The organism is Pseudomonas sp. WS 5412, assembly GCF_012985615.1.
Lineage (GTDB): Bacteria > Pseudomonadota > Gammaproteobacteria > Pseudomonadales > Pseudomonadaceae > Aquipseudomonas > Aquipseudomonas shahriarae.
On the sequence record NZ_JAARMB010000007.1, the window covers coordinates 180,036 to 202,644 of the forward strand.

The 22,609-nt window shown below is 58.6% G+C and carries 28 protein-coding genes and 1 tRNA gene; 20 read left to right on the top strand and 9 right to left on the bottom strand.

Going from position 1 to position 22,609, the window contains the following annotated elements; genetic code table 11:
* Positions 1-16 precede the first annotated feature (16 nt).
* A complete protein-coding gene (locus tag HBR94_RS12185; protein WP_057437756.1) occupies positions 17-322 on the top strand; it encodes a YkgJ family cysteine cluster protein in 306 nt (101 codons plus the stop codon).
* A gap of 168 nt (positions 323-490) precedes the next feature.
* Here HBR94_RS12185 and HBR94_RS12190 read toward each other — a convergent pair whose 3' ends face one another.
* The 6 genes from HBR94_RS12190 to hemA form a co-directional block, all read right to left on the bottom strand.
* Positions 491-1,009 carry an acyloxyacyl hydrolase gene (locus HBR94_RS12190; protein WP_057437754.1) on the bottom strand — a complete coding sequence of 173 codons (519 nt, stop codon included), beginning with the start codon at positions 1,007-1,009 and terminating at the stop codon, positions 491-493.
* A gap of 113 nt (positions 1,010-1,122) precedes the next feature.
* Entirely contained in the window at positions 1,123-1,917 is a 795-nt protein-coding gene (gene murI / locus HBR94_RS12195) for a glutamate racemase (RefSeq protein ID WP_057437752.1), read from the bottom strand.
* On the bottom strand, positions 1,910-2,665 hold the full coding sequence (locus HBR94_RS12200; protein ID WP_120731660.1) for a molybdopterin-synthase adenylyltransferase MoeB: 756 nt from the start codon (positions 2,663-2,665) through the stop codon (positions 1,910-1,912). The genes murI and HBR94_RS12200 overlap by 8 nt, the downstream gene beginning before the upstream one ends.
* Positions 2,659-3,489, bottom strand: coding sequence for a peptide chain release factor N(5)-glutamine methyltransferase (gene prmC, locus HBR94_RS12205; protein WP_170044860.1), 831 nt, complete (start codon positions 3,487-3,489; stop codon positions 2,659-2,661). Before prmC ends, HBR94_RS12200 begins: the two co-directional genes overlap by 7 nt.
* Positions 3,490-4,572: a peptide chain release factor 1 gene (gene prfA / locus HBR94_RS12210; protein ID WP_057437746.1), complete on the bottom strand. Its 1,083-nt coding sequence runs from the start codon at positions 4,570-4,572 to the stop codon at positions 3,490-3,492. It abuts the gene before it with no gap.
* Complete coding sequence (gene hemA / locus HBR94_RS12215) at positions 4,569-5,858, bottom strand: glutamyl-tRNA reductase (protein ID WP_170044861.1); 1,290 nt, start codon at positions 5,856-5,858, stop codon at positions 4,569-4,571. Before hemA ends, prfA begins: the two co-directional genes overlap by 4 nt.
* Positions 5,859-6,040: 182 nt before the next feature.
* Between hemA and HBR94_RS12220 the strand changes: the two genes are divergently transcribed.
* The 19 genes from HBR94_RS12220 (at position 6,041) to HBR94_RS12310 (ending at position 20,450) form a co-directional block, all read left to right on the top strand.
* Positions 6,041-7,765 (top strand): tetratricopeptide repeat protein, encoded by a 1,725-nt coding sequence (locus tag HBR94_RS12220; RefSeq protein WP_115127433.1) that lies wholly within the window; start codon positions 6,041-6,043, stop codon positions 7,763-7,765.
* A gap of 4 nt (positions 7,766-7,769) precedes the next feature.
* Entirely contained in the window at positions 7,770-8,387 is a 618-nt protein-coding gene (lolB, locus tag HBR94_RS12225; RefSeq protein ID WP_057437742.1) for a lipoprotein insertase outer membrane protein LolB, read from the top strand.
* 1 nt (position 8,388) lies between these two features.
* Positions 8,389-9,237 (top strand): 4-(cytidine 5'-diphospho)-2-C-methyl-D-erythritol kinase, encoded by an 849-nt coding sequence (ispE, locus tag HBR94_RS12230; protein ID WP_115127432.1) that lies wholly within the window; start codon positions 8,389-8,391, stop codon positions 9,235-9,237.
* A 36-nt stretch (positions 9,238-9,273) separates the two neighbouring features.
* Positions 9,274-9,348, top strand: a tRNA-Gln gene (locus HBR94_RS12235).
* A 45-nt stretch (positions 9,349-9,393) separates the two neighbouring features.
* Positions 9,394-10,335 (top strand): ribose-phosphate pyrophosphokinase, encoded by a 942-nt coding sequence (locus HBR94_RS12240; RefSeq protein ID WP_003171603.1) that lies wholly within the window; start codon positions 9,394-9,396, stop codon positions 10,333-10,335.
* A 138-nt stretch (positions 10,336-10,473) separates the two neighbouring features.
* A complete protein-coding gene (locus HBR94_RS12245; RefSeq protein ID WP_115127431.1) occupies positions 10,474-11,073 on the top strand; it encodes a 50S ribosomal protein L25/general stress protein Ctc in 600 nt (199 codons plus the stop codon).
* A gap of 168 nt (positions 11,074-11,241) precedes the next feature.
* On the top strand, positions 11,242-11,826 hold the full coding sequence (gene pth / locus HBR94_RS12250; RefSeq protein WP_032857782.1) for an aminoacyl-tRNA hydrolase: 585 nt from the start codon (positions 11,242-11,244) through the stop codon (positions 11,824-11,826).
* A 22-nt stretch (positions 11,827-11,848) separates the two neighbouring features.
* Entirely contained in the window at positions 11,849-12,949 is a 1,101-nt protein-coding gene (gene ychF, locus HBR94_RS12255) for a redox-regulated ATPase YchF (RefSeq protein WP_170044862.1), read from the top strand.
* A gap of 396 nt (positions 12,950-13,345) precedes the next feature.
* Entirely contained in the window at positions 13,346-14,269 is a 924-nt protein-coding gene (locus HBR94_RS12260) for a sigma 54-interacting transcriptional regulator (RefSeq protein ID WP_170044863.1), read from the top strand.
* Between the two features lie 177 nt (positions 14,270-14,446).
* Positions 14,447-14,626, top strand: a complete 180-nt coding sequence (locus tag HBR94_RS12265) for a hypothetical protein (protein ID WP_057437734.1) — start codon at positions 14,447-14,449, stop codon at positions 14,624-14,626.
* Positions 14,627-14,689: 63 nt separating this feature from the next.
* Positions 14,690-15,064 (top strand): hypothetical protein, encoded by a 375-nt coding sequence (locus HBR94_RS12270; protein WP_057958294.1) that lies wholly within the window; start codon positions 14,690-14,692, stop codon positions 15,062-15,064.
* 6 nt (positions 15,065-15,070) lie between these two features.
* A complete protein-coding gene (gene sctJ / locus HBR94_RS12275) occupies positions 15,071-15,859 on the top strand; it encodes a type III secretion inner membrane ring lipoprotein SctJ (protein WP_057958293.1) in 789 nt (262 codons plus the stop codon).
* Entirely contained in the window at positions 15,852-16,433 is a 582-nt protein-coding gene (locus HBR94_RS12280; RefSeq protein ID WP_170044864.1) for a type III secretion protein, read from the top strand. The genes sctJ and HBR94_RS12280 overlap by 8 nt, the downstream gene beginning before the upstream one ends.
* A gap of 7 nt (positions 16,434-16,440) precedes the next feature.
* Complete coding sequence (gene sctL / locus HBR94_RS12285) at positions 16,441-17,007, top strand: type III secretion system stator protein SctL (RefSeq protein WP_346342839.1); 567 nt, start codon at positions 16,441-16,443, stop codon at positions 17,005-17,007.
* A 105-nt stretch (positions 17,008-17,112) separates the two neighbouring features.
* Positions 17,113-17,331, top strand: coding sequence for a hypothetical protein (locus HBR94_RS12290; RefSeq protein ID WP_057958291.1), 219 nt, complete (start codon positions 17,113-17,115; stop codon positions 17,329-17,331).
* Between the two features lies 1 nt (position 17,332).
* Positions 17,333-17,725, top strand: coding sequence for a CesT family type III secretion system chaperone (locus HBR94_RS12295; protein ID WP_057437726.1), 393 nt, complete (start codon positions 17,333-17,335; stop codon positions 17,723-17,725).
* 15 nt (positions 17,726-17,740) lie between these two features.
* The gene (gene sctC / locus HBR94_RS12300) at positions 17,741-19,882 is read left to right on the top strand and encodes a type III secretion system outer membrane ring subunit SctC (protein WP_169960587.1); all 2,142 of its coding nucleotides are present in this window, start codon (positions 17,741-17,743) and stop codon (positions 19,880-19,882) included.
* Positions 19,879-20,082 (top strand): HrpT family type III secretion system protein, encoded by a 204-nt coding sequence (gene hrpT / locus HBR94_RS12305; protein WP_120731648.1) that lies wholly within the window; start codon positions 19,879-19,881, stop codon positions 20,080-20,082. The genes sctC and hrpT overlap by 4 nt, the downstream gene beginning before the upstream one ends.
* Complete coding sequence (locus HBR94_RS12310; protein WP_115127424.1) at positions 20,079-20,450, top strand: transcriptional regulator; 372 nt, start codon at positions 20,079-20,081, stop codon at positions 20,448-20,450. The genes hrpT and HBR94_RS12310 overlap by 4 nt, the downstream gene beginning before the upstream one ends.
* On the opposite strand, the gene sctU is transcribed toward HBR94_RS12310, so the two are convergent.
* Genes sctU through sctS form a run of 3 tightly spaced genes read right to left on the bottom strand, consistent with a single transcriptional unit; the run spans position 20,447 to position 22,603 of the window.
* A complete protein-coding gene (gene sctU, locus HBR94_RS12315; protein WP_170044866.1) occupies positions 20,447-21,544 on the bottom strand; it encodes a type III secretion system export apparatus subunit SctU in 1,098 nt (365 codons plus the stop codon). The two genes, HBR94_RS12310 and sctU, sit on opposite strands and share 4 nt — an antisense overlap.
* Entirely contained in the window at positions 21,541-22,329 is a 789-nt protein-coding gene (sctT, locus tag HBR94_RS12320; protein ID WP_170044867.1) for a type III secretion system export apparatus subunit SctT, read from the bottom strand. Before sctT ends, sctU begins: the two co-directional genes overlap by 4 nt.
* Positions 22,330-22,339: 10 nt before the next feature.
* The gene (gene sctS, locus HBR94_RS12325) at positions 22,340-22,603 is read right to left on the bottom strand and encodes a type III secretion system export apparatus subunit SctS (protein WP_057958285.1); all 264 of its coding nucleotides are present in this window, start codon (positions 22,601-22,603) and stop codon (positions 22,340-22,342) included.
* Positions 22,604-22,609 lie beyond the last annotated feature (6 nt).

A 22,609-nucleotide genomic window follows, 5' to 3' on the forward strand; every position in this document is an offset into this window, starting at 1 on the left:
CTTACACTGCGCGCCTATGACCACCATTCCCCACATTCAAATTGCCGAACCCGCCGTGACGTGCTCCACGTGTGCAGCTTGCTGCTGCCAACTGGAAGTCATGTTGATCACCGACACTGGCGTGCCTGATCGCTATATCGACACGGACGATTGGGGCGGCGAAGTCATGCTGCGCCTGGACGACGGCTGGTGCGCGGCGCTGGATCGCGACACGATGATGTGCACTATCTATGAGAAGCGACCGCTGATTTGCCGGGAGTTCGAGATGGGCGCGCCGGAGTGCCTTGAAGAGCGCCAGGGGATTGCGACGGTCTACCGCTGACCGTGAAAACTGCCGAGCTCAAATGGGGGAGCGGGCTTATGTGGGAGCTGGCTTGCCTGCGATAGCATCACTTCGGTTTGTCTGAAGCACCGAGCCATCTGCATCGCGGGCAAGCCCGACTCCCACACAAGCCCGGCTTCCACATGGGTTCTGCTGTGCCGGGGAATATCAGAGCGGCAGGGTGTAGTTCAACGAATAGCTCTCGATACCATCGTTGTGACTACTGATACCTGCGTTGGAATAGTGCGTGGCACGGATCCCCACCTGATGCCCGCCGGCAAAACGCAAGCCGAAGCCCAGGCGGTCTTCGAACTGGAAGGCCCCGCCGATGTTGTTGTCCTCGATCCGGGTGCGTGAGAACAGCGCCACGCCGATCCCCGCTTCGATATAGGGTTTCACCGACTCGCCGGCGAATTCGTACACAAACACCGGCGAAAACGACAGGCTGCTGACACTCGCCCGTTCATCACCGTCCCAGAAGGTATAAGCGCCGCTCCAGTAGCCGGTCAGGCGCCCCACATCGCTCTGCCACCAGCTCTTGTCCCAGTCCGATTGCAGGCCCAGACGATAAGTCATGGTCGAATCGCTGGTATGCCCTACCGCAAACTCCAGGCCGGCAGCCTGGGCCGAAACCGAGTGTCCCAACACAGCGGCTGCAATCGCAGCCAAACAGAACAAGCGCTTCATAAGAAACATCCTTTCCAAACGAAGTTGTATGGTTGTGTACCGCTAATCAAGAGCTATAGAAATCACGGACTACGCAGAAGTTCAGCTAAAAAACCCGCTATTTCACGAATTTTTCACAGACCGAAGCTTCGCACAACGCCGCTGAACTTCCACAGTGTGGGTAGGATATTTCTTAGATGCTGCGGATCACCGCTGGTCCAGAACTGCGCAGCCCGAGGATTGCCCTCGGCCAGCAGCTGGCGCTCGCCCAGCAGACGCTGCAACTGACGCGCCACGGCCGCCCCGGTGTCGATCAGGATGACCGTCGGTGGCAGCATCGTCGCCAGCAATGGCTTGAGAAAAGGATAATGAGTGCAACCGAGGATGATGGTGTCGCACCCGGCCTCGACCAGCGGCGTGACGTACCCCTGCAGCAACTGGCGCAGCGCCGGGCTGCCCAGGTCGCCGGCCTCGATCAACTCCACCAGCCCCGGACAGGGTTGGGTGACCACCCGCACATCGCTGGCAAAGCGGTCCAGTAACGCGGCGAACTTGGCGCTTTGCAGGGTGCCCGTGGTGGCGAGCACCCCGATCACCCCGCTGCGGGTCGCGGCGGCGGCTGGTTTGACTGCCGGCTCCATGCCCACCAGGGGCCAATCCGGATAATCAATACGCAAGTCCGCAACCGCGGCTACGGTTGCCGTGTTGCAGGCGATCACAAAGGCCTTGGCGCCCTGCTCGCGGAAAAACTCCGCGACCACCCGCGAACGTTCGCGAATGAACGCCGGGGTTTTCTCGCCGTAGGGGATATGCCCGCAATCCGCCACGTACAGCAGCGACTCACGGGGCAATAAACGATGAATTTCGTCCAGCACCGACAGGCCGCCAACGCCGGAGTCGAACACACCAATCGGTGCATCCTTAACCATGCTGGCTGCCGCAGACGCTGCAACCGGGATCGCGCTTGACCCGCAGTTCGCGAAAACGTGTGCCCAGGGCGTCGATCAACAGCAGGCGCCCAACCAGCGGTGTGCCAAAGCCAGCCAGCAGCTTCAGGGCTTCCAGGGCTTGCAGGCTGCCGACCAACCCCACCAGCGGGCCGACGACGCCGGCTTCGCTGCAGGTCAGCTCGGTATCGCTGCCGTGCCCATATAAGCAGTGGTAGCACGGGCTTTCCGGACGCCGCGGGTCGAACACCGAAAGCTGGCCTTCGAGGCGAATCGCCGCGCCGCTGACCAGGGGCTTGCCAGCTGCCACGCACGCCGCGTTCACCGCTTCGCGGGTGGCGAAGTTGTCACAACAGTCGAGCACCAGGTCCACATTGGACACAGCGGCGGCCAACGAATCAGCGTCCAGCGCCGTGCGGTGGGCAATCAGTCGGATCTCGGGGTTGATCGCGCTCAAGCGGCCGATGGCGGAATCGACCTTGCTCAGGCCGATGCTATCGGTGTCGTGGATGATCTGGCGTTGCAGGTTGGTCAGGTCGACGGTGTCAAAGTCCGCCAGATGCAGCTCACCGACGCCGGCCGCTGCCAGGTACAAGGCCACCGGAGCGCCCAGGCCGCCAAGGCCGACAATCAGCACGCGGCTGTTTTTCAGGCGTAACTGGCCGTCGATATCGACCTGTTGCAACAGGATCTGCCGGCTGTAGCGCAACAGCTCCTGATCGGTCAGCACGGCCGGCGTCCCAGGCTGATGCGCTCATGGCCGCCGAGGTCGATACGGCTGTGGACCTCTTCGAAACCTTGCGCCAGCAGCAGGTCGCGCACGGCCGGAGCCTGGTCGTAACCATGCTCGAGCAACAACCAGCCACCGGCCTCCAGGTGCTGCGGCGCCTGGGCGATGATCAGGCGCAGGTCGTCCAGGCCGTCGTGGCCGGCCACCAATGCGCTGGCCGGCTCGAAACGCACATCGCCCGCCGCCAGGTGCGGATCGCTGTCGGCAATATAGGGCGGGTTGCTGATGATCAGGTGATAGGTGTGATCTTTGAGGGCGCTGAACCAATGACTATTGAACACCGTGACGTTTTCCAGGTGCAGGCGCTGGCGATTGCGCTCGGCCAGGGCCACGGCTTCCAGCACGCGATCCACCGCCGTCACGCGCCAGGCCGGGCGCTCGCTGGCCAGGGCCAGGGCGATGGCGCCGCTGCCAGTGCCCAGGTCGAGGACATTGGCCGGGGGCGCGGGCAACAACTCCAGGGCCGCTTCCACCAGCAGTTCGGTGTCCGGGCGCGGGATCAGGGTGTGCGGCGCGACTTCCAGGTCAAGCTTCCAGAAACCTTGCTGGCCGAGGATATAGGCCACCGGCTCGCCGCTGCGGCGACGTTGCAGGTAGTCGGCAAAGCGCAGCGCGTCTTCGCTGCTGACGATTTTTTCCGGCCAGGTGTGCAGGTAGCTGCGGGACTTGCCCAAGGCAGCGGCCAGCAACAACTCCACATCCAGGCGCGCGGTAGGCGAGTCCGGCAGGTCGGCGGCGCGCAGCAAGCTGGCAATAATGGTCATTTATTCACCTATCGCGGCCAGTTGGTCCGCCTGGTATTCGGCGAGCAACGGCTCGATCACTGCGTCCACGCCACCGGCAAGGATCTCGTCCAGGGAATACAGGGTCAGGTTGACCCGATGGTCGGTAACCCGGCCCTGGGCGTAGTTATAGGTGCGAATGCGTTCGGAACGGTCACCCGAGCCCACCAGCAACTTGCGCTCACTGGCAATGGCGTTAGCGGCGGCGCTGGTCTGCTGGTCGTTGAGCTTGGCCGACAACCAGGACATGGCCCGCGCACGGTTCTTGTGCTGGGAGCGTTCTTCCTGGCACTCCACCACAATGCCGGACGGCAAGTGGGTGATGCGGATCGCCGAGTCGGTCTTGTTGACGTGCTGGCCACCGGCGCCCGACGAGCGGTAAGTGTCGACCCGCAAGTCTGCCGGGTTGATTTCAATGGCTTCCTGCTCGTCCGGCTCGGGCAATACCGCCACGGTGCAGGCCGAGGTGTGGATACGGCCCTGGGATTCGGTGGCGGGCACACGCTGTACGCGGTGCACGCCGGACTCGAATTTCAGCTTGCCGTAGACGTTCTCGCCTTCGACCCGGGCAATGATTTCCTTGTAGCCGCCGTGCTCCCCTTCGTTCTCCGAGAGGATTTCCACGCGCCAGCCGCGCCGCTCGGCATAGCGCGAATACATGCGGAACAGGTCGCCGGAGAAGATCGCCGCCTCGTCACCGCCAGTACCGGCGCGGATTTCCAGGAATACGTTACGCCCGTCGTTGGGGTCTTTGGGCAGCAGCATGCGTTGCAGGTCGCCCTCCAACTCGATGAGCTTATCTTTGGCTTCGCGGACTTCTTCCACGGCCATTTCACGCATGTCCGGGTCGCTGTCCTTGAGCAGTGCCTGGGCACCTTCGAGGTCGGCCTGCACTTTGAGCAGTTGCGAATAGGTGGTGACAATCGGCTCAACTTCGGCGTATTCCTTGGAATAGGCACGGAACTTGGTCTGATCGGAAATAACCTCGCCATCGCCGAGCAAGGCAGTCAGTTCTTCGAAACGGTCCTGGAGCACGTCCAGTTTATTGAGCAGTGACGCTTTCATTGCGGTTTTTTATCCGAAGAGCTGTCTGACGCGCCCTCTCCGAGGGCAAAGAGTTCCTGGGCCATGGCCAGCGCATCGAGGCGGCCTTCGGCTGTCAGTTTTTTAAGCTGTACGCTGGGAGCATGCAACAGCTTGTTGGTAAGGCCACGGGCCAATTGCATCAAAATGTCTTCAGCGTTGCCGCCATTGGCCAGCAGGCGCTGGGCCTTGATCAATTCTTCGTCACGCAAGCGCTCGCCCTGTTGGCGATAGGCCTTGAGCACATCCACGGCGGCCAGCTCGCGCAGGCGCACCATAAAGTCATCGGCGCCGATCGCGACCATTTCCTCGGCAGCCTGGGCAGCGCCCTGGCGGCTCTTGAGGTTTTCGGCGACCACTTCGTGCAGATCGTCGACGCTATAGAGGTAAACGTCGTCCAACTCGCCGACTTCCGGCTCGATATCCCGGGGAACGGCAATATCCACCATAAAAATCGGCTTGTGCTTGCGCAGTTTCAGGGCGCTTTCCACTGCGCCCTTGCCGAGGATCGGCAACTGGCTGGCGGTGGAACTGATGACGATATCGCTGCGCACCAGTTCGGCCGGAATATCGGCCAGCAACACGGCGTGGGCGCCGAACTCTTCGGCCAGGATGCTGGCGCGCTCCAGGGTCCGGTTGGCCACCACGATGCGCTTCACGCCCAGGTCATGCAGGTGCCTGGCGACCAGGGTGATGGTCTCGCCCGCGCCGATCAGCAGGGCCTGGCTGCGTTGCAGGTCGCTGAAAATCTGCTTGGCCAGGCTGACGGCGGCAAACGCCACGGAGACCGGGTTTTCACCGATGGCCGTATCAGTGCGCACCTGTTTGGCCGAGTTGAAAGTGGCCTGGAACAAACGCCCCAACAACGGCCCCACGGTCCCGGCTTCGCGGGCTACGGCGTAGGCCGATTTCATCTGGCCGAGGATCTGCGGTTCGCCCAACACCAGCGAATCGAGCCCGGACGCCACACGCATCATGTGACGAACTGCCGCATCATCTTCATGCACATAAGCGCTGGCGCGCAGGTCATCCAGGTTCAAATGGTGGTAATCAGCCAGCCAGCGCAGCACCCCATCCGACGAAAGATGTTCCTGCTCTATATAGAGCTCGCTGCGGTTGCAGGTGGAAAGGATCGCAGCTTCGCGGCTGTCGGTGAGCCGGCACAGCTGCTGCAAAGCCTCAACCAACTGCTCCGGGGTAAACGCCACGCGCTCGCGGACGTCTACAGAAGCAGTCTTGTGGTTGATACCCAGAGCAAGGAAGGCCATTCAATATCGCTGATGATGTCGAGAAGCCGACAATTGTCCTACTTCGACTGATTCAGAACAACCACCGTCGTCTATTGTCCTAATGCCCTATGCCTATAAAGGCGCCAATTGAGACTCGGTTATGTTTGGCCGAGGGCTTGTGTCATGATGATCCGACCGCAGGTTAGTCGTCCTCTTCCTATATGAATAGATCTTCCGCGTTGCTCCTTGCCCTTGCCTTCCTAGGCGGCTGCCAGTCCATGGCCCCCGTATCGCCGCAGAGTCCTGCGCCGGTGGAAGACAACACCCCCGCCCCTGAAAAGCCCAAGGTTTATTCCTCGTTCAGCGAAGAAACGGTGTTCAGCCTGCTGAGCGCGGAGCTGGCCGGCCAGCGCAATCGTTTCGACATTGCCCTGGATAACTACGTGACCCAGGCCATCAACACCCAGGACCCGGGGATTTCCGAGCGCGCGTTTCGCATCGCCGAATACCTGGGCGCCGACCAGGCCGCCCTGGACACCGCGCTGATCTGGGCGAAAAACGCCCCGGACGACCTCGAAGCCCAACGCGCTGCGGCAATCCAGCTGGCGCGTGCCGGGCGCTACGACGACTCCATGGTTTATATGGAGAAAGTCTTGCAGGGCAAGGGCGATACCCATTTCGACTTCCTCGCCCTGTCTGCTGCCGACACCGACCAGGACACCCGCGATGGCCTGATGAAGAGTTTCGACCGCCTGCTGCAAAAGCACCCGAGCAATGGCCAACTGGTATTTGGCAAGGCGCTGCTGCTGCAACAGGATGACGAACCGCAAGCGGCCCTCAAGCTGCTGGAGCAAAACCCGCCGGAAGAAGGTGAGATCGCCCCGCTGCTGCTGCGCGCGCGCCTGCTGCAAAGCCTCAACCGCGGTAAGGAAGCCTTGCCGCTGCTGCAAAAAAGCATCAAGAAGTATCCGGACGACAAGCGTCTGCGCCTGACTTATGCGCGCATGCTGGTAGAACAGGACCGCATGGAAGACGCCAAGGTGGAGTTCGCAAGCCTGGTCCAGCAATACCCGGACGATGACGAATTGCGTTATTCCCTGGCGCTGGTCTGCCTGGAAGCCAAGGCCTGGGAAGAGGCCAAGGGCTACCTGGAAGACCTGATCGCGCGGGAAAGCCATGTCGATTCGGCCCACCTGAACCTGGGGCGCATCGCCGAAGAACGGGATGACCCGCAAGGCGCGCTGATCGAGTACGCCCAGGTCGGCCCCGGCAATGACTATCTGCCGGCACAACTGCGCCAGGCCGATATCCTGATGAATAACGGCCGCACCGACGAAGCCGAAAAACGCCTGGCCGCCGCCCGCGATGCCGAGCCGGACTACGCCATCCAGCTGTATCTGATCCAGGCCGAAACCTTGTCGGCCAACAATCAGGGGGAGCGCGCCTGGAAAATCCTCGCCCAGGCCCTGCTGCAATACCCCGACGACCTGAACCTGCTGTACACCCGCGCCATGCTGGCCGAAAAACGCAACGACCTGGCGCAGATGGAAAAAGACCTGCGCCTGATCATCAAGCGCGACCCGGACAATGCCATGGCACTGAACGCCCTGGGTTACACCTTGTCAGACCGTACGACGCGCTATGCCGAGGCCAAGGCTCTGATCGAACAGGCGCACCAGCTCAACCCGGAAGACCCGGCAGTGCTGGACAGCCTGGGCTGGGTGAACTACCGCCTGGGCAACCTCGATGAAGCCGAACGCCTGCTGCGCCAGGCCCTGGAGCGATTCCCCGACCAGGAAGTCGCCGCGCACCTGGGCGAAGTGCTCTGGGCCCAGGGCAAACAACGCGAAGCCCGACAAATCTGGGGCAAGTTCCTCAAGGAACAACCCGACAGCCCTATCCTGCGCAGCACCATCAAGCGCCTGACCGGATCCGAGACTCTTTAATTCTATGTTTTTGCGCCACGCCATCGTTTTCAGTTTTATCGCCCTGCTCGCCGGTTGTGCGGGCTTCGGTGCCCGTGAGTCCGTCGAAGGCCAGGGCAACCCGGCACAGTGGCGACAGCATAAGGATCAGCTCAGCAGCATTGATGGCTGGCAGATCGAAGGCAAGATCGGGGTTCGCGCCCCGAAGGATTCGGGCAGCGGCACCTTGTTCTGGCTGCAACGCCAGGACTATTACGACATCCGCCTTTCTGGCCCCCTGGGTCGCGGTGCTGCGCGCCTGACCGGTCGACCGGGGCAAGTGAGCCTGGAAGTGGCCAACCAGGGCCGCTACGAAGCGCCATCGCCGGAAGCCTTGCTTGAAGAGCAGGTCGGCTGGAAGCTGCCGGTCTCCCATTTGGTCTGGTGGGTTCGCGGCCTGCCCGCGCCCGAGAGCAAGAGCCGTCTGAGCCTCAATGGCGACAGCCGCCTGGCCACCCTGGAGCAGGATGGCTGGCGGGTCGAATACCTCAGCTATGTGGAACAAAGTGGCTACTGGCTGCCCGAACGCATCAAGCTGCACGGCTCCAACCTTGACGTCACGCTGGTGATCAAGGACTGGCAACCACGCAAGCTGGGGCAGTGACATGAGCGAACGCCTGACCCTGCCCTCCCCGGCCAAGCTCAATCTGATGCTGCACATCCTCGGACGTCGTGAAGACGGCTACCACGAGTTGCAGACGCTGTTTCAATTTCTCGATTATGGCGATGAGATGACCTTCGCCGTGCGCGACGATGGCGTGATTCAGCTGCACACCGAATTTGCCGACGTGCCCCATGACAGCAATCTGATCGTGAAGGCCGCAAAAAAACTTCAGGAACAATCCGGTTGCCCGCTGGGCATTGATATCTGGATCGACAAAATCCTGCCCATGGGTGGCGGTATCGGTGGTGGCAGCTCGAATGCCGCGACCACCCTGCTCGGCCTCAATCACTTGTGGCAGCTTGGCTGGGATGAAGATCGCCTGGCCGCACTGGGCCTGACCCTGGGCGCCGACGTCCCGGTTTTTGTGCGTGGACACGCCGCATTTGCTGAGGGTGTAGGGGAAAAACTCACCCCTGTAGACCCCGAAGAGCCGTGGTATGTCGTGCTTGTTCCGCAAGTATCTGTAAGTACAGCAGAAATTTTTTCAGATCCGTTGTTGACACGTAACTCTTCTCCCATTAAAGTGCGCCCCGTTCCCAAGGGAAACAGTCGAAATGACTGCTTACCGGTGGTAGCAAGGCGTTATCCAGATGTACGTAACGCATTGAATTTGTTAGGTAAATTTACCGAAGCAAAACTCACCGGAACTGGAAGTTGTGTGTTTGGGGGCTTCCCAAGCAAAGCTGAAGCTGATAAAGTCTCGGCCCTTCTTACAGAGACCCTTACAGGGTTTGTAGCAAAGGGAAGCAACGTTTCGATGTTGCATCGCAAGCTGCAAAGTCTGCTCTAAAGGAACCGAGTACTGGGTACTCGTTGCAACAGATACAGGGGCGTCGCCAAGCGGTAAGGCAGCAGGTTTTGATCCTGCCATGCGTTGGTTCGAATCCAGCCGCCCCTGCCATTTTCTATACTCATCCAGGTTACCCTCAGCCTCTAGGTACTGCGCGTGTCCAAGATGATGGTCTTTACGGGGAACGCTAACCCCGATCTGGCTCGACGTGTCGTACGTCAGCTGCATATCCCTCTCGGTGACATCTCTGTCGGTAAGTTTTCCGACGGCGAAATTACAGCCGAGATCAATGAAAATGTCCGCGGTAAAGATGTTTTCATTATTCAGCCGACTTGCGCTCCGACCAACGATAACCTGATGGAACTCGTCGTGATGGCTGATGCCTTCCGCCGCTCCTCAGCGACTCGAATCACAGCTGTAATCCCTTACTTTGGTTATGCCCGTCAGGATCGCCGTCCGCGTTCCGCACGTGTGGCTATCAGCGCGAAAGTCGTCGCTGACATGCTGACCGTGGTAGGTATCGACCGTGTTCTCACGGTTGACCTGCACGCTGACCAAATCCAGGGGTTCTTCGATATTCCGGTAGATAACATCTACGGCTCCCCCGTTCTGGTGGATGACATCGAAGACCAGCGCTTTGAAAACCTGATGATCGTGTCCCCGGACATTGGTGGCGTCGTGCGTGCACGGGCTGTTGCCAAATCCCTGGGCGTGGACCTCGGGATCATCGACAAACGCCGCGAGAAAGCCAATCACTCTGAAGTGATGCATATCATCGGTGATGTCGAAGGGCGTACCTGTATTCTGGTCGATGACATGGTTGATACCGCCGGCACCTTGTGCCACGCGGCAAAAGCCTTGAAAGAGCACGGTGCGGCTAAAGTCTTCGCCTACTGCACACACCCTGTGCTGTCGGGCCGAGCGATCGAGAACATCGAGAACTCTGTGCTGGACGAACTGGTGGTGACTAACACCATCCCGTTGTCCGCTGCTGCTCAAGCCTGTGCACGTATCCGTCAACTGGATATCGCACCGGTTGTTGCTGAGGCGGTTCGCCGTATCAGCAATGAAGAATCGATCAGCGCGATGTTCCGCTAAGGGTCAAACCCTGGCGGCATCAACCTGACGAAAAGCGCCCCGCCCCAGCACAATGCTGGGGCGGGGCTTTTTTGCCCATATCGCCTTTAGCGCTGGTCGCAAACGCTGGGGCGAATGTGGTTATTTTGGAGATACAACATGAACGATTTTACTTTGAATGCTGAACTGCGTTCCGACCTGGGGAAAGGTGCGAGCCGCCGCCTGCGTCGTCTCGCAAGCCTGGTTCCAGCTGTAGTCTACGGTGGCGAAAAAGCCCCTGAGTCCATCAGCATGCTGGCTAAAGAAATTGCCAAACTGCTCGAAAACGATGCGGCCTACAGCCACATCATCGAGCTGAACGTTGGCGGCAAAAAGCAGAACGTCATCATCAAGGCCCTGCAACGTCACCCAGCTAAAGGTCACGTGCTGCACGCTGACTTCGTACGCGTCGTAGCAGGTCAGAAACTGACCGCTATCGTACCTGTGCACTTTGTTGGTGAAGAAGCTCCGGTCAAGAAAGGCGGCGAAGTCTCGCACCTTATCGCCGAGATCGAAGTGACCTGCCTGCCTAAAGACCTGCCTGAGTTCATCGAAGTCGACCTGTCGGCTCTGGAAATCGGTGACATCGTTCACCTGTCCGACCTCAAGGCCCCTAAAGGCGTTGAGTTCGTTGCTCTGGCTCACGGTGATGACAAGGCTGTTGCCAACGTCCACGCTCCACGTGTTGCTCCAGAAGCTGAAGAAGGCGCTGCAGAGTAATTCACTCTGTAATGCCGGAGCTTGAGGAAACATCGCGGACCGAAACGTAGCGAGAAAGCGGGCGATAACGCGAAGTTTATCTCTGGATAAGTGAGCTCCTGTCGTCCACTTTCGCCGCAATGAGGTTGCGGCGATGTTATCCACAACTCCAAAGGAAGGGCCCCTGTCGTGACTGCCATTAAACTGATCGTTGGCCTGGGAAATCCAGGCGCCGAATACGAACAGACCCGGCACAACGCGGGGGCCCTTTTTGTTGAGCGCATCGCCCACGCCCAAGGCATCAATCTGGTGGCCGATCGCAAATATTTTGGCCTGACCGGACGCTTCTCGCATCAGGGTCAGGATGTTCGTCTGCTGATTCCCACCACCTACATGAACCGCAGCGGCCAGGCTGTCGCGGCGCTTGCGGGCTTCTTCCGGATCAAACCCGAAGAAATCCTGGTGGCCCATGACGAACTGGACCTGCCACCCGGCGTTGCCAAGCTCAAGCAAGGCGGCGGCCACGGCGGTCATAATGGCCTGCGCGACATCATTGCGCAGTTGGGCAATCAGAATACGTTTTACCGTCTGCGGCTCGGCATTGGCCACCCAGGCGTTGCCAGTATGGTTTCAAATTTCGTCCTGGGTCGTGCGCCACGCGCCGAACAGGAAAAACTCGATGCCAGCATCGACTTTGCCCTCGGCGTGCTGCCGGATATCTTCGCCGGTGAATGGAACCGTGCGATGAAAAACCTGCACAGCCAGAAGGCCTGACTTTTTTGCGAGGGGAAACACCATGGGATTCAATTGCGGCATCGTCGGCTTACCTAACGTCGGCAAGTCCACCCTGTTCAACGCCCTGACCAAGTCCGGTATTGCGGCGGAGAACTTCCCCTTCTGCACCATCGAACCCAACACCGGTATCGTGCCAATGCCCGATCCGCGCCTGGAGGCCCTGGCGGCCATCGTCAATCCCAAGCGCATCCTGCCGACCACCATGGAGTTCGTCGACATCGCCGGCCTGGTGGCTGGCGCGTCGAAAGGTGAAGGCCTGGGCAACAAGTTCCTCGCCAACATCCGTGAGACCGATGCGATCGCTCACGTGGTCCGCTGCTTTGAAGACGAGAACGTGATTCACGTCTCCAACAGCGTCGACCCGAAACGCGACATCGAGATCATCGACCTGGAACTGATCTTCGCCGACCTCGACAGCTGCGAGAAGCAACTGCAAAAGGTCACGCGCAACGCCAAGGGCGGCGACAAGGACGCAGTGGTCCAGAAGGCCCTGCTGGAGCAGTTGATCGCACACTTCACCCTGGGCAAGCCGGCACGCAGCCTGATGAAGAGCATGAGCGTCGACGAAAAGGCCGTGATCAAGGGCTTCCACCTGCTGACCACCAAGCCTGTGATGTACATCGCCAACGTGGCTGAAGACGGTTTCGAGAACAACCCGCTGCTCGACGTGGTCCTGGCCATTGCCGAAGAAGAAGGCGCAATGGTTGTACCGGTCTGCAACAAGATCGAAGCGGAAATCGCCGAACTTGAAGACGGCGAAGAGAAAGACATGTTCCTCGAGGCCCTGGGCCTGGAAGAGCCTGGCCTGAACCGCGTGATCCGTGCGGGCTACGAAATGCTGCACCTGCAGACCTACTTCACCGCCGGCGTCGAAGAAGTACGTGCCTGGACCGTCAAGGTCGGCGCCACCGCGCCACAGGCTGCCGGTGTGATCCACACCGACTTCGAAAAAGGCTTCATCCGCGCGGAAGTGATCGCCTACAACGACTTTATCCAGTTCAAGGGTGAAGCCGGGGCCAAGGAAGCCGGTAAATGGCGCCTGGAAGGCAAGGAATATGTCGTCAAGGATGGCGATGTGATGCACTTCCGCTTCAACGTGTAAGCTGGCTGTACGATCCAAGCGGTAGAACAAAAAGCCGATGCTCTGCATCGGCTTTTTTGTGGGCGATGATTTCTGTTACCCATCACAACGAAACAATCACTTACCTTATAAATCAAAAGATTCAAATACAAATATTCCACTCCGCAGACAAAAAATCTTCTCAACAGAAAACTCACAGCTACTTGTAGACTATTCCTGCCGAGAATAAGCATATCCACACAACCAGACACTTGACTTATATAAAACCCCAGGCCGCCAAGCCTTTCGCACAACAAAGCCGCCATTTCCCATTTTTAACCACGATGACAATCCAGAAATTTTACTATCTACTTACCAACATATAACAAACTTTAGTCCCACAATAGTGAAGCGACACATTATTGGAGCAACAGCAATATGTCGACCTCCTATCAGTACGAGTTCGAGACTGACACATCGCTAACCGAGTGCCCGGATATCGAAAGCACAATCCACAATACCGCCACGCAGAACATCGATATATTGCTGTTGGGCGAAACAGGCACTGGTAAAGATACACTGGCGCAACGTGTGCACCGTTTATCTCATCGAAAAGGTAACTTTGTTGCCATCAATTGCGCAGCGATACCGGAAAGCCTTGCAGAAAGCCAACTGTTCGGAGTCAACAGTGGCGCCTATACCGGGGCCATACAATCACGTGCAGGATTTATTGAAGCCGCCCATCTGGGCACTTTATACCTGGATGAAATCGATAGCATGCCACTCACTTTGCAAGCGAAGTTGCTGCGTGTGCTGGAGGCTCGGGGTGTCGAGCGGCTGGGCTCTACGCGGTTTATCCCGCTGGACATACGCATCATAGCCTCAGCCCAACATTCGCTGCACGACATGGTGGAACAAGGTGCGTTCAGACGAGACCTGTACTTTCGCCTGAATGTCGTCAACATCACCCTCCCCCCCTTACGTGAACGCCCCGAGCGGATTATTCCGTTATTTTTTAACATGATCCGGCAAGAGGCAGAGTACTTTAAGTGCCCGGTTCCACAACCGCCCAGCACCCTCATTCAACAATTGCTGTGTCACCCATGGCGCGGTAACGTCCGAGAGTTGCGCTCAACCGCCAAGCGTTTCGTGCTGGGACTGCCTCCAACTTCAGTGCCTTTAATGAGCGCCGAAGACAATAATTTGAACTTAAAAGAACGCTTGCAGCAAATAGAGAAACTTCTGATTGAAGAATCCCTGCGCCGCCATGTTTATAACGTGGACAGTGTGGCGACCGAACTGAATATCGCCAAACGCACGCTCTACCATCGAATGAAGCAACTGGGAATATCGCTGGAGTGAATGAAGACTGCTCAACAAGGACATATTTCGATACAGCTCCTCCCACAGGCTTTGGAACGACATGCTATTTGCAACCACATAGATAATGGCTACAGGCTTTGACTGCCCAACGTCAAGGGGCATTTGAAACACTGTCAGCAAACACCTTTTACGTTAATGATCATGGAGTAAACAAATATGGGTGTCAGTGGCGTTGGTAATAGCAATAGTGGCGGCTCTTCAAATCTGGGTTTTGGCGGCGGAGATAACGAAGACCTGAAAGCAGAACGTAGAGCCATCCAGCGTGAATCCCTGAAGGAAGGTAACGAATCCTTCAAGCTGAGTGAAAAGAAAAAAAATATTGAAGCAATTCGATAACCCACTGCGTCCCCTGCCTCCTGGCAGGGGACGCAGCCTCACTGTCTGGCTTCGGGATTTTATATGCGTACAGAAGCGCTACAGGCGTTTTCATCAACTGATGAAAAGCGCCTGAAAACCTCCACAATGGCTACATCTCCTGTGTTCCAAAGCGAGGATGTGAACTTTTTCATCTCAAGCCTGGAGCACTCAGGCCAAGCTGCAATAGCCGTAGCCCCAACGGTTACGCCGAACGCCCTCACGGACATGTCCAACCAGTTGCTCAAATCGTCAAACTATATGGGCAGAGCCCTGAAAGCGATGGGGAACGGCACGAGAGAAAACTTCTCGCTCGGCTACTCCACCCAACTGTCCACTACGGTGCTGGGAACACAGATGCTGGTCAAGGGCCTCTCAAAGGGTGCCCAGCTCATCGAAAAAATCAGCAACCTGCAGTAGGTAAACATGATTCGTCTCCTGGTCACCGGGTTGGTTTTATCTCTGACATTAGTGCTCACGGGGTGTAATGACAGTGTCGAACTCCATCGCCAGCTTTCCGAGCAGGAAGCCAATGAGGTGATTGCGGAACTGGCAGACAAACACATACGCGCCCAGAAAATCCCCGCCAAAGATGGTGTGGTTGTACGAGTGAACAGCGCCGATATCAGTCGTGCAGTGCGTACACTTGATGCCGTCGGTTTGCCCAAGATGGCCCGCGCCACAATGGGCGATACCTTTCGCAAGGAAGGCGTCATCTCCACCCCACTGGAGGAACGTGCCCGCTACATCTACGCCTTGTCCCAGGAGTTGGAGGCGACCTTGTCAAATATCGATGGGGTGATTGTCGCCCGGGTCCACGTAGTGTTGCCAGAACGCGTTGCACCTGGAGAACCCGTGCAACCTGCATCCGCTTCGGTCTTTATCAAACACGATCCGCGACTGGAGCCTGACAGTATCCACGGACGCGTCCGGCGGATGGTCGCCAGTAGCATTCCCGGCATGGCCACGGCCGTCGATAACTCACAAAAACTGACCGTGGTATTCGTACCCGCAACGGCTTACCAGGAGCAGCAACGCCTGAGCTATTTCGGCCCGTTTCTGATACCGGGCGATGACCTTGTTTTTTGGCGCAGCACCCTCGCGTTGATAGCCGCCGTCATAGTACTTGTACCGGCTGGCGCCCTGTTCTGGCATAGGCGTGGTCAACGCCTGCGGCGTGAGACACTCACCACGGCCACCCCGGCCCATGAGTGAGCAGTTGGAGTGGGCCCGATGGTGGGCTTTCCCGTGGAAGTTTTCACACAGCGACTGGGGCAACTTCGACGAATATCATGCACAGAGCGCCCTGTGCCACCCACGGCACGTATTCGTGAATACCCGGCTGGGTATCGAACCCTGCCTGCCGCCCACGCCCCACCCCACAATCCTTCGCTTGGCGCTGGCCCCCCAGAAGCAACTCGAGAGCATGCTGGCGCTGCTGGACAACGTTTGTCGCCCCGCCACCAATAGCCAGTTGAGCCAAGACCAATACGAGTGGTGTCAGCGCCTGTCCAAGGCACTACGCCCAGACACGCTGTTGTCCGGTAAAGAAGACCCACTGCAATTGCTACGTGCCTGGGTAACCCCAGCCATCTGGCAACGCCTTCGATTGCGGTTTGAGCGCCGTCGGACCCACCCCCCTGAAGAGCACACACCCGCACTCAATGATGCTCGAAACCGCCTGGACACGCTGTGGCAGGCCATAGTCTGGCGAGCAACCACCATGCCAAGCGAGCAATCCTTCACTTATCAAACTGAGCAGAGAACGGATGATGTTGAACATACGTAAAGTCGAGTTGCGCACCGGTGCTCCAGGATTACCGCAAACCCTGATTTCCCAGGAAATGCTGGCGGATTGCCGCAGGGCCAGTCAATTGTTGAGCCGTGCCAAGGCCCAAGCCAAGGAACTGCTGTGCCAGGCAACCGAACACCGGGAAAAAGCCCTTGAAAAGCTCACACTGGAGTTCTGGCGGCGGGCCAATGCGCAACTCAGGGAATGGGAAAAACAACAGCACGTTATGTGCGACAACCTGGAGCAATATGCCACCGCTATTGCCAACCAGACCATCCTCTGCCTGCTTGAAGAGGCACCTGTGGCACAGCGCCTTAGCGCCTTGGTCAAGCAATTACTGGCGACTCAAGTTCCATCAGGCAAGGCAACACTCCTCTGTCACCCACTTGAGTGTGCCGAGGTAGAACGCTGTCTTTCCAGGCAGCACGCCACGTTTTGGACACTACGTCCTGATGACCGGGTCCGTCCTCAATCCCTGGTATTGGAAACGGAGGAAGGGGACTTCTGTATCAACTGGGCCAGCCTGTGCGAAACAGTACTGGTCCGTGACGTGCAAACACCAGGTGCCTGACGGGTCAGGGAGCGTTGCCGAACAGATGTATCAATAAACACCGAAACAAATGGAACTGAAATTTGAGGGGAACCACATAGCTCAGACACATCAGGAGAAAAATATATGGATTTCCACCACGACGTGAAAAAGAACCTGCTCAGACAACTGCAGAGCAGCATAAACAAGGCAGCCGATATAAACGAAGATTTTGCCAACACAGATTTCGATGAGTATTTGTTCGCTGAGTTGATGAAACAGGAGCGTTACTCGTTGATCGCCTACAACGAGGCCGTTCGCGCCAGCCATACCATTCTCAAAATAGTCGCTGACGGCGTGCAGTAAGGTGGATGCGCTGATTGCCCGCTGGATGAATGACCAAACTGAACACATCAGCCTGATGGAGGGCAACGATGAGATTGTCTTACGGCGCTCTGGCCCAGTGCTGCTGTTAAGTGTGCAACTGACTCAGGAACGGCCCGACAAATCCACCCTGCAAAACTGGATGCGATTGGGACGCGCCAGCCTGAACCACTTCCAAGGAGCCCTGGCCCAATCACCGGAAAGTGGTGCGCTCTGGCTGCGTCAACAATTGATCAGTGGGTGCAGTCCAGAACAGTTGTGCAACACACTCGAAACGCTGCTCAACCAGCGCGACACCTGGCGCGCAATGATCAAGCGTCTCGCAAAGCCAAACCTGAAACACAAGCCCCTGTCACTACGCTCGCTGCCGTACTAATCAGAGAGTTCCCCCATGTATAACAAGATCGACAAGCGCAATCGCTTGCGCGCCGTCTCGCCTGCAGGCCCGCGAAAAATAGCCGATTGGCGCTGCCTGCTAGCGTTACCCTGGTTGCTTATGCCCCTGCAAAGTACGCTCGCGGCTATCCCCAGTGAATGGAAAAACACCGCGTATGCCTATGAAGCCGAACATAAGCCGGTGCAAGAAGTCCTGGAGGATTTCGCCCAGACCTTTGGCACGCAATTGCAGATCGACGGCCTGCTGGAGGGCAACGTCAATGGCAAGATCCGCGCTGATACCCCCCAGTCACTGCTCGACAGGCTGGGAGTAGAACATCGTTTCCAGTGGTACATGTACAACAACACGCTGTACATCAGCACCCTGGACCAACAGGAGTCCGCGCGCCTGGAAGTCTCCTCCGAAACCGTGGCGGACTTGAAGCAGGCCTTGACCGACATTGGCCTGCTCGATAGCCGTTTCGGCTGGGGAGAATTACCTGACGATGGTGTGGTGCTGGTGTCGGGCCCCAAGCGTTATATCGACCAGATCAAGCATTTCAGCAGCCAGCGTAAATCTCCCGATGAAAAACAGAGTGTGCTGACGTTCCCGCTGAAGTTCGCCAACGCAGCAGACCGCCCGATTGATTATCGTGGCGAAAAGTTGGCCATCCCCGGGGTTGCCAGCATGTTGCGAGGCTTATTGGAACCTCGGGACACCTCAGTGCTTTCGTCGAGGACCTCACGTCCCGCCTCGTCATCGCAGCCCTCGCCTGTCACCCCGATCCTGCCCCGCCTGAGCAACCCGATGCTGGACCAGATGCTCGGCGCGCCAGCTCCCCTCGGGCAGATGAATCCAGGCATGCCGCTCACCACCAGAGCCCCGGTTGCAAGAGGCCGGATCCGCGTTGAAGCGGATGTGCGTAACAACGCCGTATTGATCTATGACCTGCCAGAGCGCCAGGCAATGTACCGCGAGCTGATCGCCCAGCTCGATGTGGCACGCAAGCTGGTGGAGATCGACGCGATCATTCTCGATATCGAGCGCACGCAGCTGCGTGAGTTCGGGGTCAACTGGGGTTTCCAGAACAGCCGCTTTCGTGGCGGGGTGAACATGGCGCCGGGTACCTCCGCACAGATGTCGATTGAAAACCGCGACCGCTTCTACGCCGATATCCGCGCCCTGGAGGCCAAGGGCCTGGCGACCATGGTGTCCAACCCTTCGGTGCTGACCCTGGAAAACCAGCCGGCGGTGATTGACTTCAATCGCACCCAGTACCTGACCGCTGGCGTCGAAAACGCGACCATCTTGCCCATCACCGTGGGCACCAGTTTCCAGGTGGTGCCACGGGTCATCACCTCGCGCGGCAGCCATCAGGTCCATCTGGCGGTGGATATTGAAGACGGCAACTTCGACGAAACCAACCCCGAACGCATCGGCCCCGATGTACGCCGCGGCAAGGTCAGCACCCAGGCGGTGATGGCGGAAAAACGCTCGCTGGTGGTCGGCGGCTTCCATGTCACTGAAAGCGCCGACAGACGCAATAAAGTGCCGGTGCTGGGCGATATCCCCTTGCTGGGCAAGACGCTGTTCTCCTCCACCGAGCGCAAGAACAACCGCCGTGAACGCCTGTTTATCCTGACCCCGCGGGTGATCGGCGACCAGGCGGACCCGTCGCGCTATTTGCCCCAGGACGACCAGGCGGAACTGCAGGCCGCCCTCAAGCCTTTGGCCAGGCGCTATGCCGAGCATCAGCCCGTGATCAAGCGCAGCGATATCACCAGCGCCCTTGCACACCTGGTCACCGGTCAAGTGCCCCACACGTTCAAGGCTGAGCCTATGCCGCTAGGCCTGAACACCTTGTGCAGCACCCGTGATCTGCTGGCGCTCAATACCGAACGCAGCCAGTGGTACACCGGCCCGCAGTTCAACGTGGCGGTGGTCGTGCTGCGTAACCAGTTCAAGCGCAACGTGCGCATCGATGAGAAGGAATGCAGCAACTCCCAGACCCTGGCCGTCGGTGTCTGGCCGCGGGCCTGGCTCAAGCCGGGTGAAGAGGCCGAGGTATTCATCGCCATGCGCCCGGTGGTGAAGGATGAACATATCGGTGTGACCCGCCCCTCCCTGCTCACCCCAACACGGAAAACTGCGCCATGAAACAGCGAATCGCCTGCATCACCCTCCTCGGCCTGACCCTGCTGATGGAGGGGTGTACACCGACATGTCGAGGCGACTCCTGCTCCCGCCCCCAATCGAGCGCCGACAAACTGGTGGTGTGGTGGCCGCCGCAAATGCGTGTCGAACCCGGCCCCTCGGGGGAGCGCTCGGATTACCAGACAATCTCCCTGGAGCGATGACGGTCATGCCATTACCCGACGCTGGTTCGCATGACCAGGAGTTTCTGCAGAACCTGGTGAGCGGCCGTGTCGCTTACCACTCGCTGCACCCGGGCATTGGCCTGTGCCGTTTGAATCCCGGCTCGCAACCCGGCCTGGCCTTGCAGATTGCGCCTGAGGCGTTGCAGGTCGGCCAGTTGGAACGGGTGCTGGAGCGGCGCTTTGAACACGCAACGGCGTTCGATGGGTGCTTTGTGTTCCTCGATGCCAAGGGCAGCCTGGTGATCTGGCATGCACTGCCCTTCTGTGGCCACTCGCCCGCTGACACCCTCAGCCGCATGCTTTCCCTGGCCCGGCTCGAAGCGCTGGATGTACACCGCGCGCCCTAGCGGCGCGCAAGCTCCGGCAACTCCAGGGTCTGGCGCTTGGCTTCATCATCCAGTTCACGCAAGGTGCGATAGATCAGCGCCACTGCCTGCAGGGTCTCCCGGGGAATCGGCGCGCCCAGATTGCGCTCATACAGCATGCGCGCCAACCACACACACTGGATCACCGGCACATCGGCGGACTTGGCCCGTTCAATCAACTTACGGGCCAGGGCATCCGTGCCTTTGTCCACCAGCATCGGCAGCGGGGTTTTGCCGGGGCGGTAGTACAACGCCACGGCATAGTGCGTGGGGTTGACCACCAGCATGTCGGACTCTTCCAGCTTGGGTAGCTTGATCTTGGGTTCTTCCTGGGCGAGCTGGTAAGCCAGGGAACGCCGCTGCCCCTTGACGTGGGGGTCGCCCTCCATGTCCTTGTACTCCTTGACCACCTCCACCTGGGTCATGCGCATGCGCTTGGCAAAGAAGTGCTTCTGCATGGCCAGGTCGATCAGCGCGAGCACCAGCAGCAGCCCCAGGCAGGCATGCAGCAAGTGACGAAACAACGCGATCAGCGCCACGATATAGCTTTGCAGATCGCTGGTGGCCAGGTTGATCAACACCTGCAAAGAGGGGGTGATAACCACATACAGAATCAGCGAGAGCAGCAATGCCTTGCCCAGCCCCATCAACAGGTTGATCACCGACTGGGCGGAAAACATCTGCTTGAGCTGGTTCAGCGGATTGAGGCGATTGAAATCCGGCTTCAGGCTTTCCGGGGCAAACAGGAAGCCGAACTGCATCCAACTGCTGATCAGTTTCGTCGCGATCGCCACCGCGCACATCAACAGGCCAAACGAGAAAAAAACGACCAGGCCATCGAGCAACACTTCTTCCAGGGCGCGAACAAACGGTTGGTCCAAGCGCGAAAACGGCAACACCATCAACTGCTGGAAGCGCTGCATGCTGGTTTCGGCGGTGAGCAACGCGATCTCGCTGATCGCGGTGAGCACCAGCAACTTGGGCACGTCCTGGCTTTGTGCAACCTGGCCTTTCTTGCGTTGGTCCTTGAGCTTCTTGGGCGTTGCCGCATGTTTTTTCTCGCCGGAATCGCTCATTGGTTCACGCCCCGGAACATCAGGCCAAGGGCATGCTTAAGGTCGCCCAGCAGACCCATGCGCCCTACGATCAGATCTTGCAGCAATGGAAAATACAGCAGTAAAAAGGCCAGTCCCGCCAGGCTCTTTGCCGGCATTGCCAAGGTACTGACCTGCAACTGCGGGCTGTACAACCCGAGTAAGGCGAAACCGAACTCCAGTAACAGCAGCACCGCGATAAAAGGCGCAGCGTAAAGCATCATGTGTGTGAAGGTTTCGCCAAGCAGTCCAACGAACACGCTGAAACCGTTGACGGCCACCACCGGCAGCCAATCCGTGGCGGGCCAGATCAGGTAGCTATCCCAGATAACCTGGGTCAATACGCCCAGCCCAAGGGTGGCAATCAACAGGAAAATCACCACCTGCTTGAATAAATGCCCCACGGGCGTGGCATCCGGGCCGAGCGAGGGGTTCAGTTGCCCGCCCGCCAGGGCCCCACGCTGGTTATCCAGCAGCGCGCCTACCGACTCGAACATCCAGAATGGCATGGACAACAAGACACCCAGCAAAACCCCCAGGCCCACTTCCTTGAGCAATAGCCCACCGAGCATCAGCACCGAGTATTCGTTGCCCGCCAGCGCAGCATGGATCATCGGCGCCGGCATAAACGCCATGACCATCACAATGGTATGCCGGGGCATACCGCGTATATGTTGAAAACAGAAGGCCGGCACCAGGAACGCGCAAGGGTAGATGCGTGCCATGGCGATCACCAGGCTGGCCAGGAAGTCGAGATAAGGCAGCACCGGTCGTACCTCAGTTCAAGGCCGAACGGGCGATCATGTCGAACATCAGGTTGATCAGTTGGATCAACTCCACGCCAATCCAGCGCCCCGTCAGGATCAGGGTAATGCCAACCGCCACCAGCTTGATGCCAAAGGGCAGCGTCTGGTCCTGTATCTGCATCAGGGCCTGTACCAGAGATGTCATCACGCCGACGATCACTGCCACGATCAACGGAGGTGCCGATAGCACCACCACCAGCAACATGCCCTGTTTGAAGAGTAGGATCGGTTCCATAGGCCA

Excerpts from the sequence above, each read along its gene's own strand:
- hrpT (WP_120731648.1), top strand. The coding sequence starts at position 19,879 with ATGAAACAGCGAATCGCCTGCATCACCCTCCTCGGCCTGACCCTGCTG.
- prfA (WP_057437746.1), bottom strand. The coding sequence starts at position 4,572 with ATGAAAGCGTCACTGCTCAATAAACTGGACGTGCTCCAGGACCGTTTC.
- murI (WP_057437752.1), bottom strand. The coding sequence starts at position 1,917 with ATGGTTAAGGATGCACCGATTGGTGTGTTCGACTCCGGCGTTGGCGGC.
- hemA (WP_170044861.1), bottom strand. The coding sequence starts at position 5,858 with ATGGCCTTCCTTGCTCTGGGTATCAACCACAAGACTGCTTCTGTAGAC.
- HBR94_RS12190 (WP_057437754.1), bottom strand. The coding sequence starts at position 1,009 with ATGAAGCGCTTGTTCTGTTTGGCTGCGATTGCAGCCGCTGTGTTGGGA.
- sctJ (WP_057958293.1), top strand. The coding sequence starts at position 15,071 with ATGATTCGTCTCCTGGTCACCGGGTTGGTTTTATCTCTGACATTAGTG.
- prmC (WP_170044860.1), bottom strand. The coding sequence starts at position 3,489 with ATGACCATTATTGCCAGCTTGCTGCGCGCCGCCGACCTGCCGGACTCG.
- sctU (WP_170044866.1), bottom strand. The coding sequence starts at position 21,544 with ATGAGCGATTCCGGCGAGAAAAAACATGCGGCAACGCCCAAGAAGCTC.
- sctC (WP_169960587.1), top strand. The coding sequence starts at position 17,741 with ATGTATAACAAGATCGACAAGCGCAATCGCTTGCGCGCCGTCTCGCCT.
- ychF (WP_170044862.1), top strand. The coding sequence starts at position 11,849 with ATGGGATTCAATTGCGGCATCGTCGGCTTACCTAACGTCGGCAAGTCC.
- HBR94_RS12310 (WP_115127424.1), top strand. The coding sequence starts at position 20,079 with ATGACGGTCATGCCATTACCCGACGCTGGTTCGCATGACCAGGAGTTT.
- HBR94_RS12220 (WP_115127433.1), top strand. The coding sequence starts at position 6,041 with ATGAATAGATCTTCCGCGTTGCTCCTTGCCCTTGCCTTCCTAGGCGGC.
- ispE (WP_115127432.1), top strand. The coding sequence starts at position 8,389 with ATGAGCGAACGCCTGACCCTGCCCTCCCCGGCCAAGCTCAATCTGATG.
- HBR94_RS12280 (WP_170044864.1), top strand. The coding sequence starts at position 15,852 with ATGAGTGAGCAGTTGGAGTGGGCCCGATGGTGGGCTTTCCCGTGGAAG.
- lolB (WP_057437742.1), top strand. The coding sequence starts at position 7,770 with ATGTTTTTGCGCCACGCCATCGTTTTCAGTTTTATCGCCCTGCTCGCC.
- HBR94_RS12290 (WP_057958291.1), top strand. The coding sequence starts at position 17,113 with ATGGATTTCCACCACGACGTGAAAAAGAACCTGCTCAGACAACTGCAG.
- HBR94_RS12185 (WP_057437756.1), top strand. The coding sequence starts at position 17 with ATGACCACCATTCCCCACATTCAAATTGCCGAACCCGCCGTGACGTGC.
- HBR94_RS12245 (WP_115127431.1), top strand. The coding sequence starts at position 10,474 with ATGAACGATTTTACTTTGAATGCTGAACTGCGTTCCGACCTGGGGAAA.
- HBR94_RS12265 (WP_057437734.1), top strand. The coding sequence starts at position 14,447 with ATGGGTGTCAGTGGCGTTGGTAATAGCAATAGTGGCGGCTCTTCAAAT.
- HBR94_RS12260 (WP_170044863.1), top strand. The coding sequence starts at position 13,346 with ATGTCGACCTCCTATCAGTACGAGTTCGAGACTGACACATCGCTAACC.
- HBR94_RS12270 (WP_057958294.1), top strand. The coding sequence starts at position 14,690 with ATGCGTACAGAAGCGCTACAGGCGTTTTCATCAACTGATGAAAAGCGC.
- sctS (WP_057958285.1), bottom strand. The coding sequence starts at position 22,603 with ATGGAACCGATCCTACTCTTCAAACAGGGCATGTTGCTGGTGGTGGTG.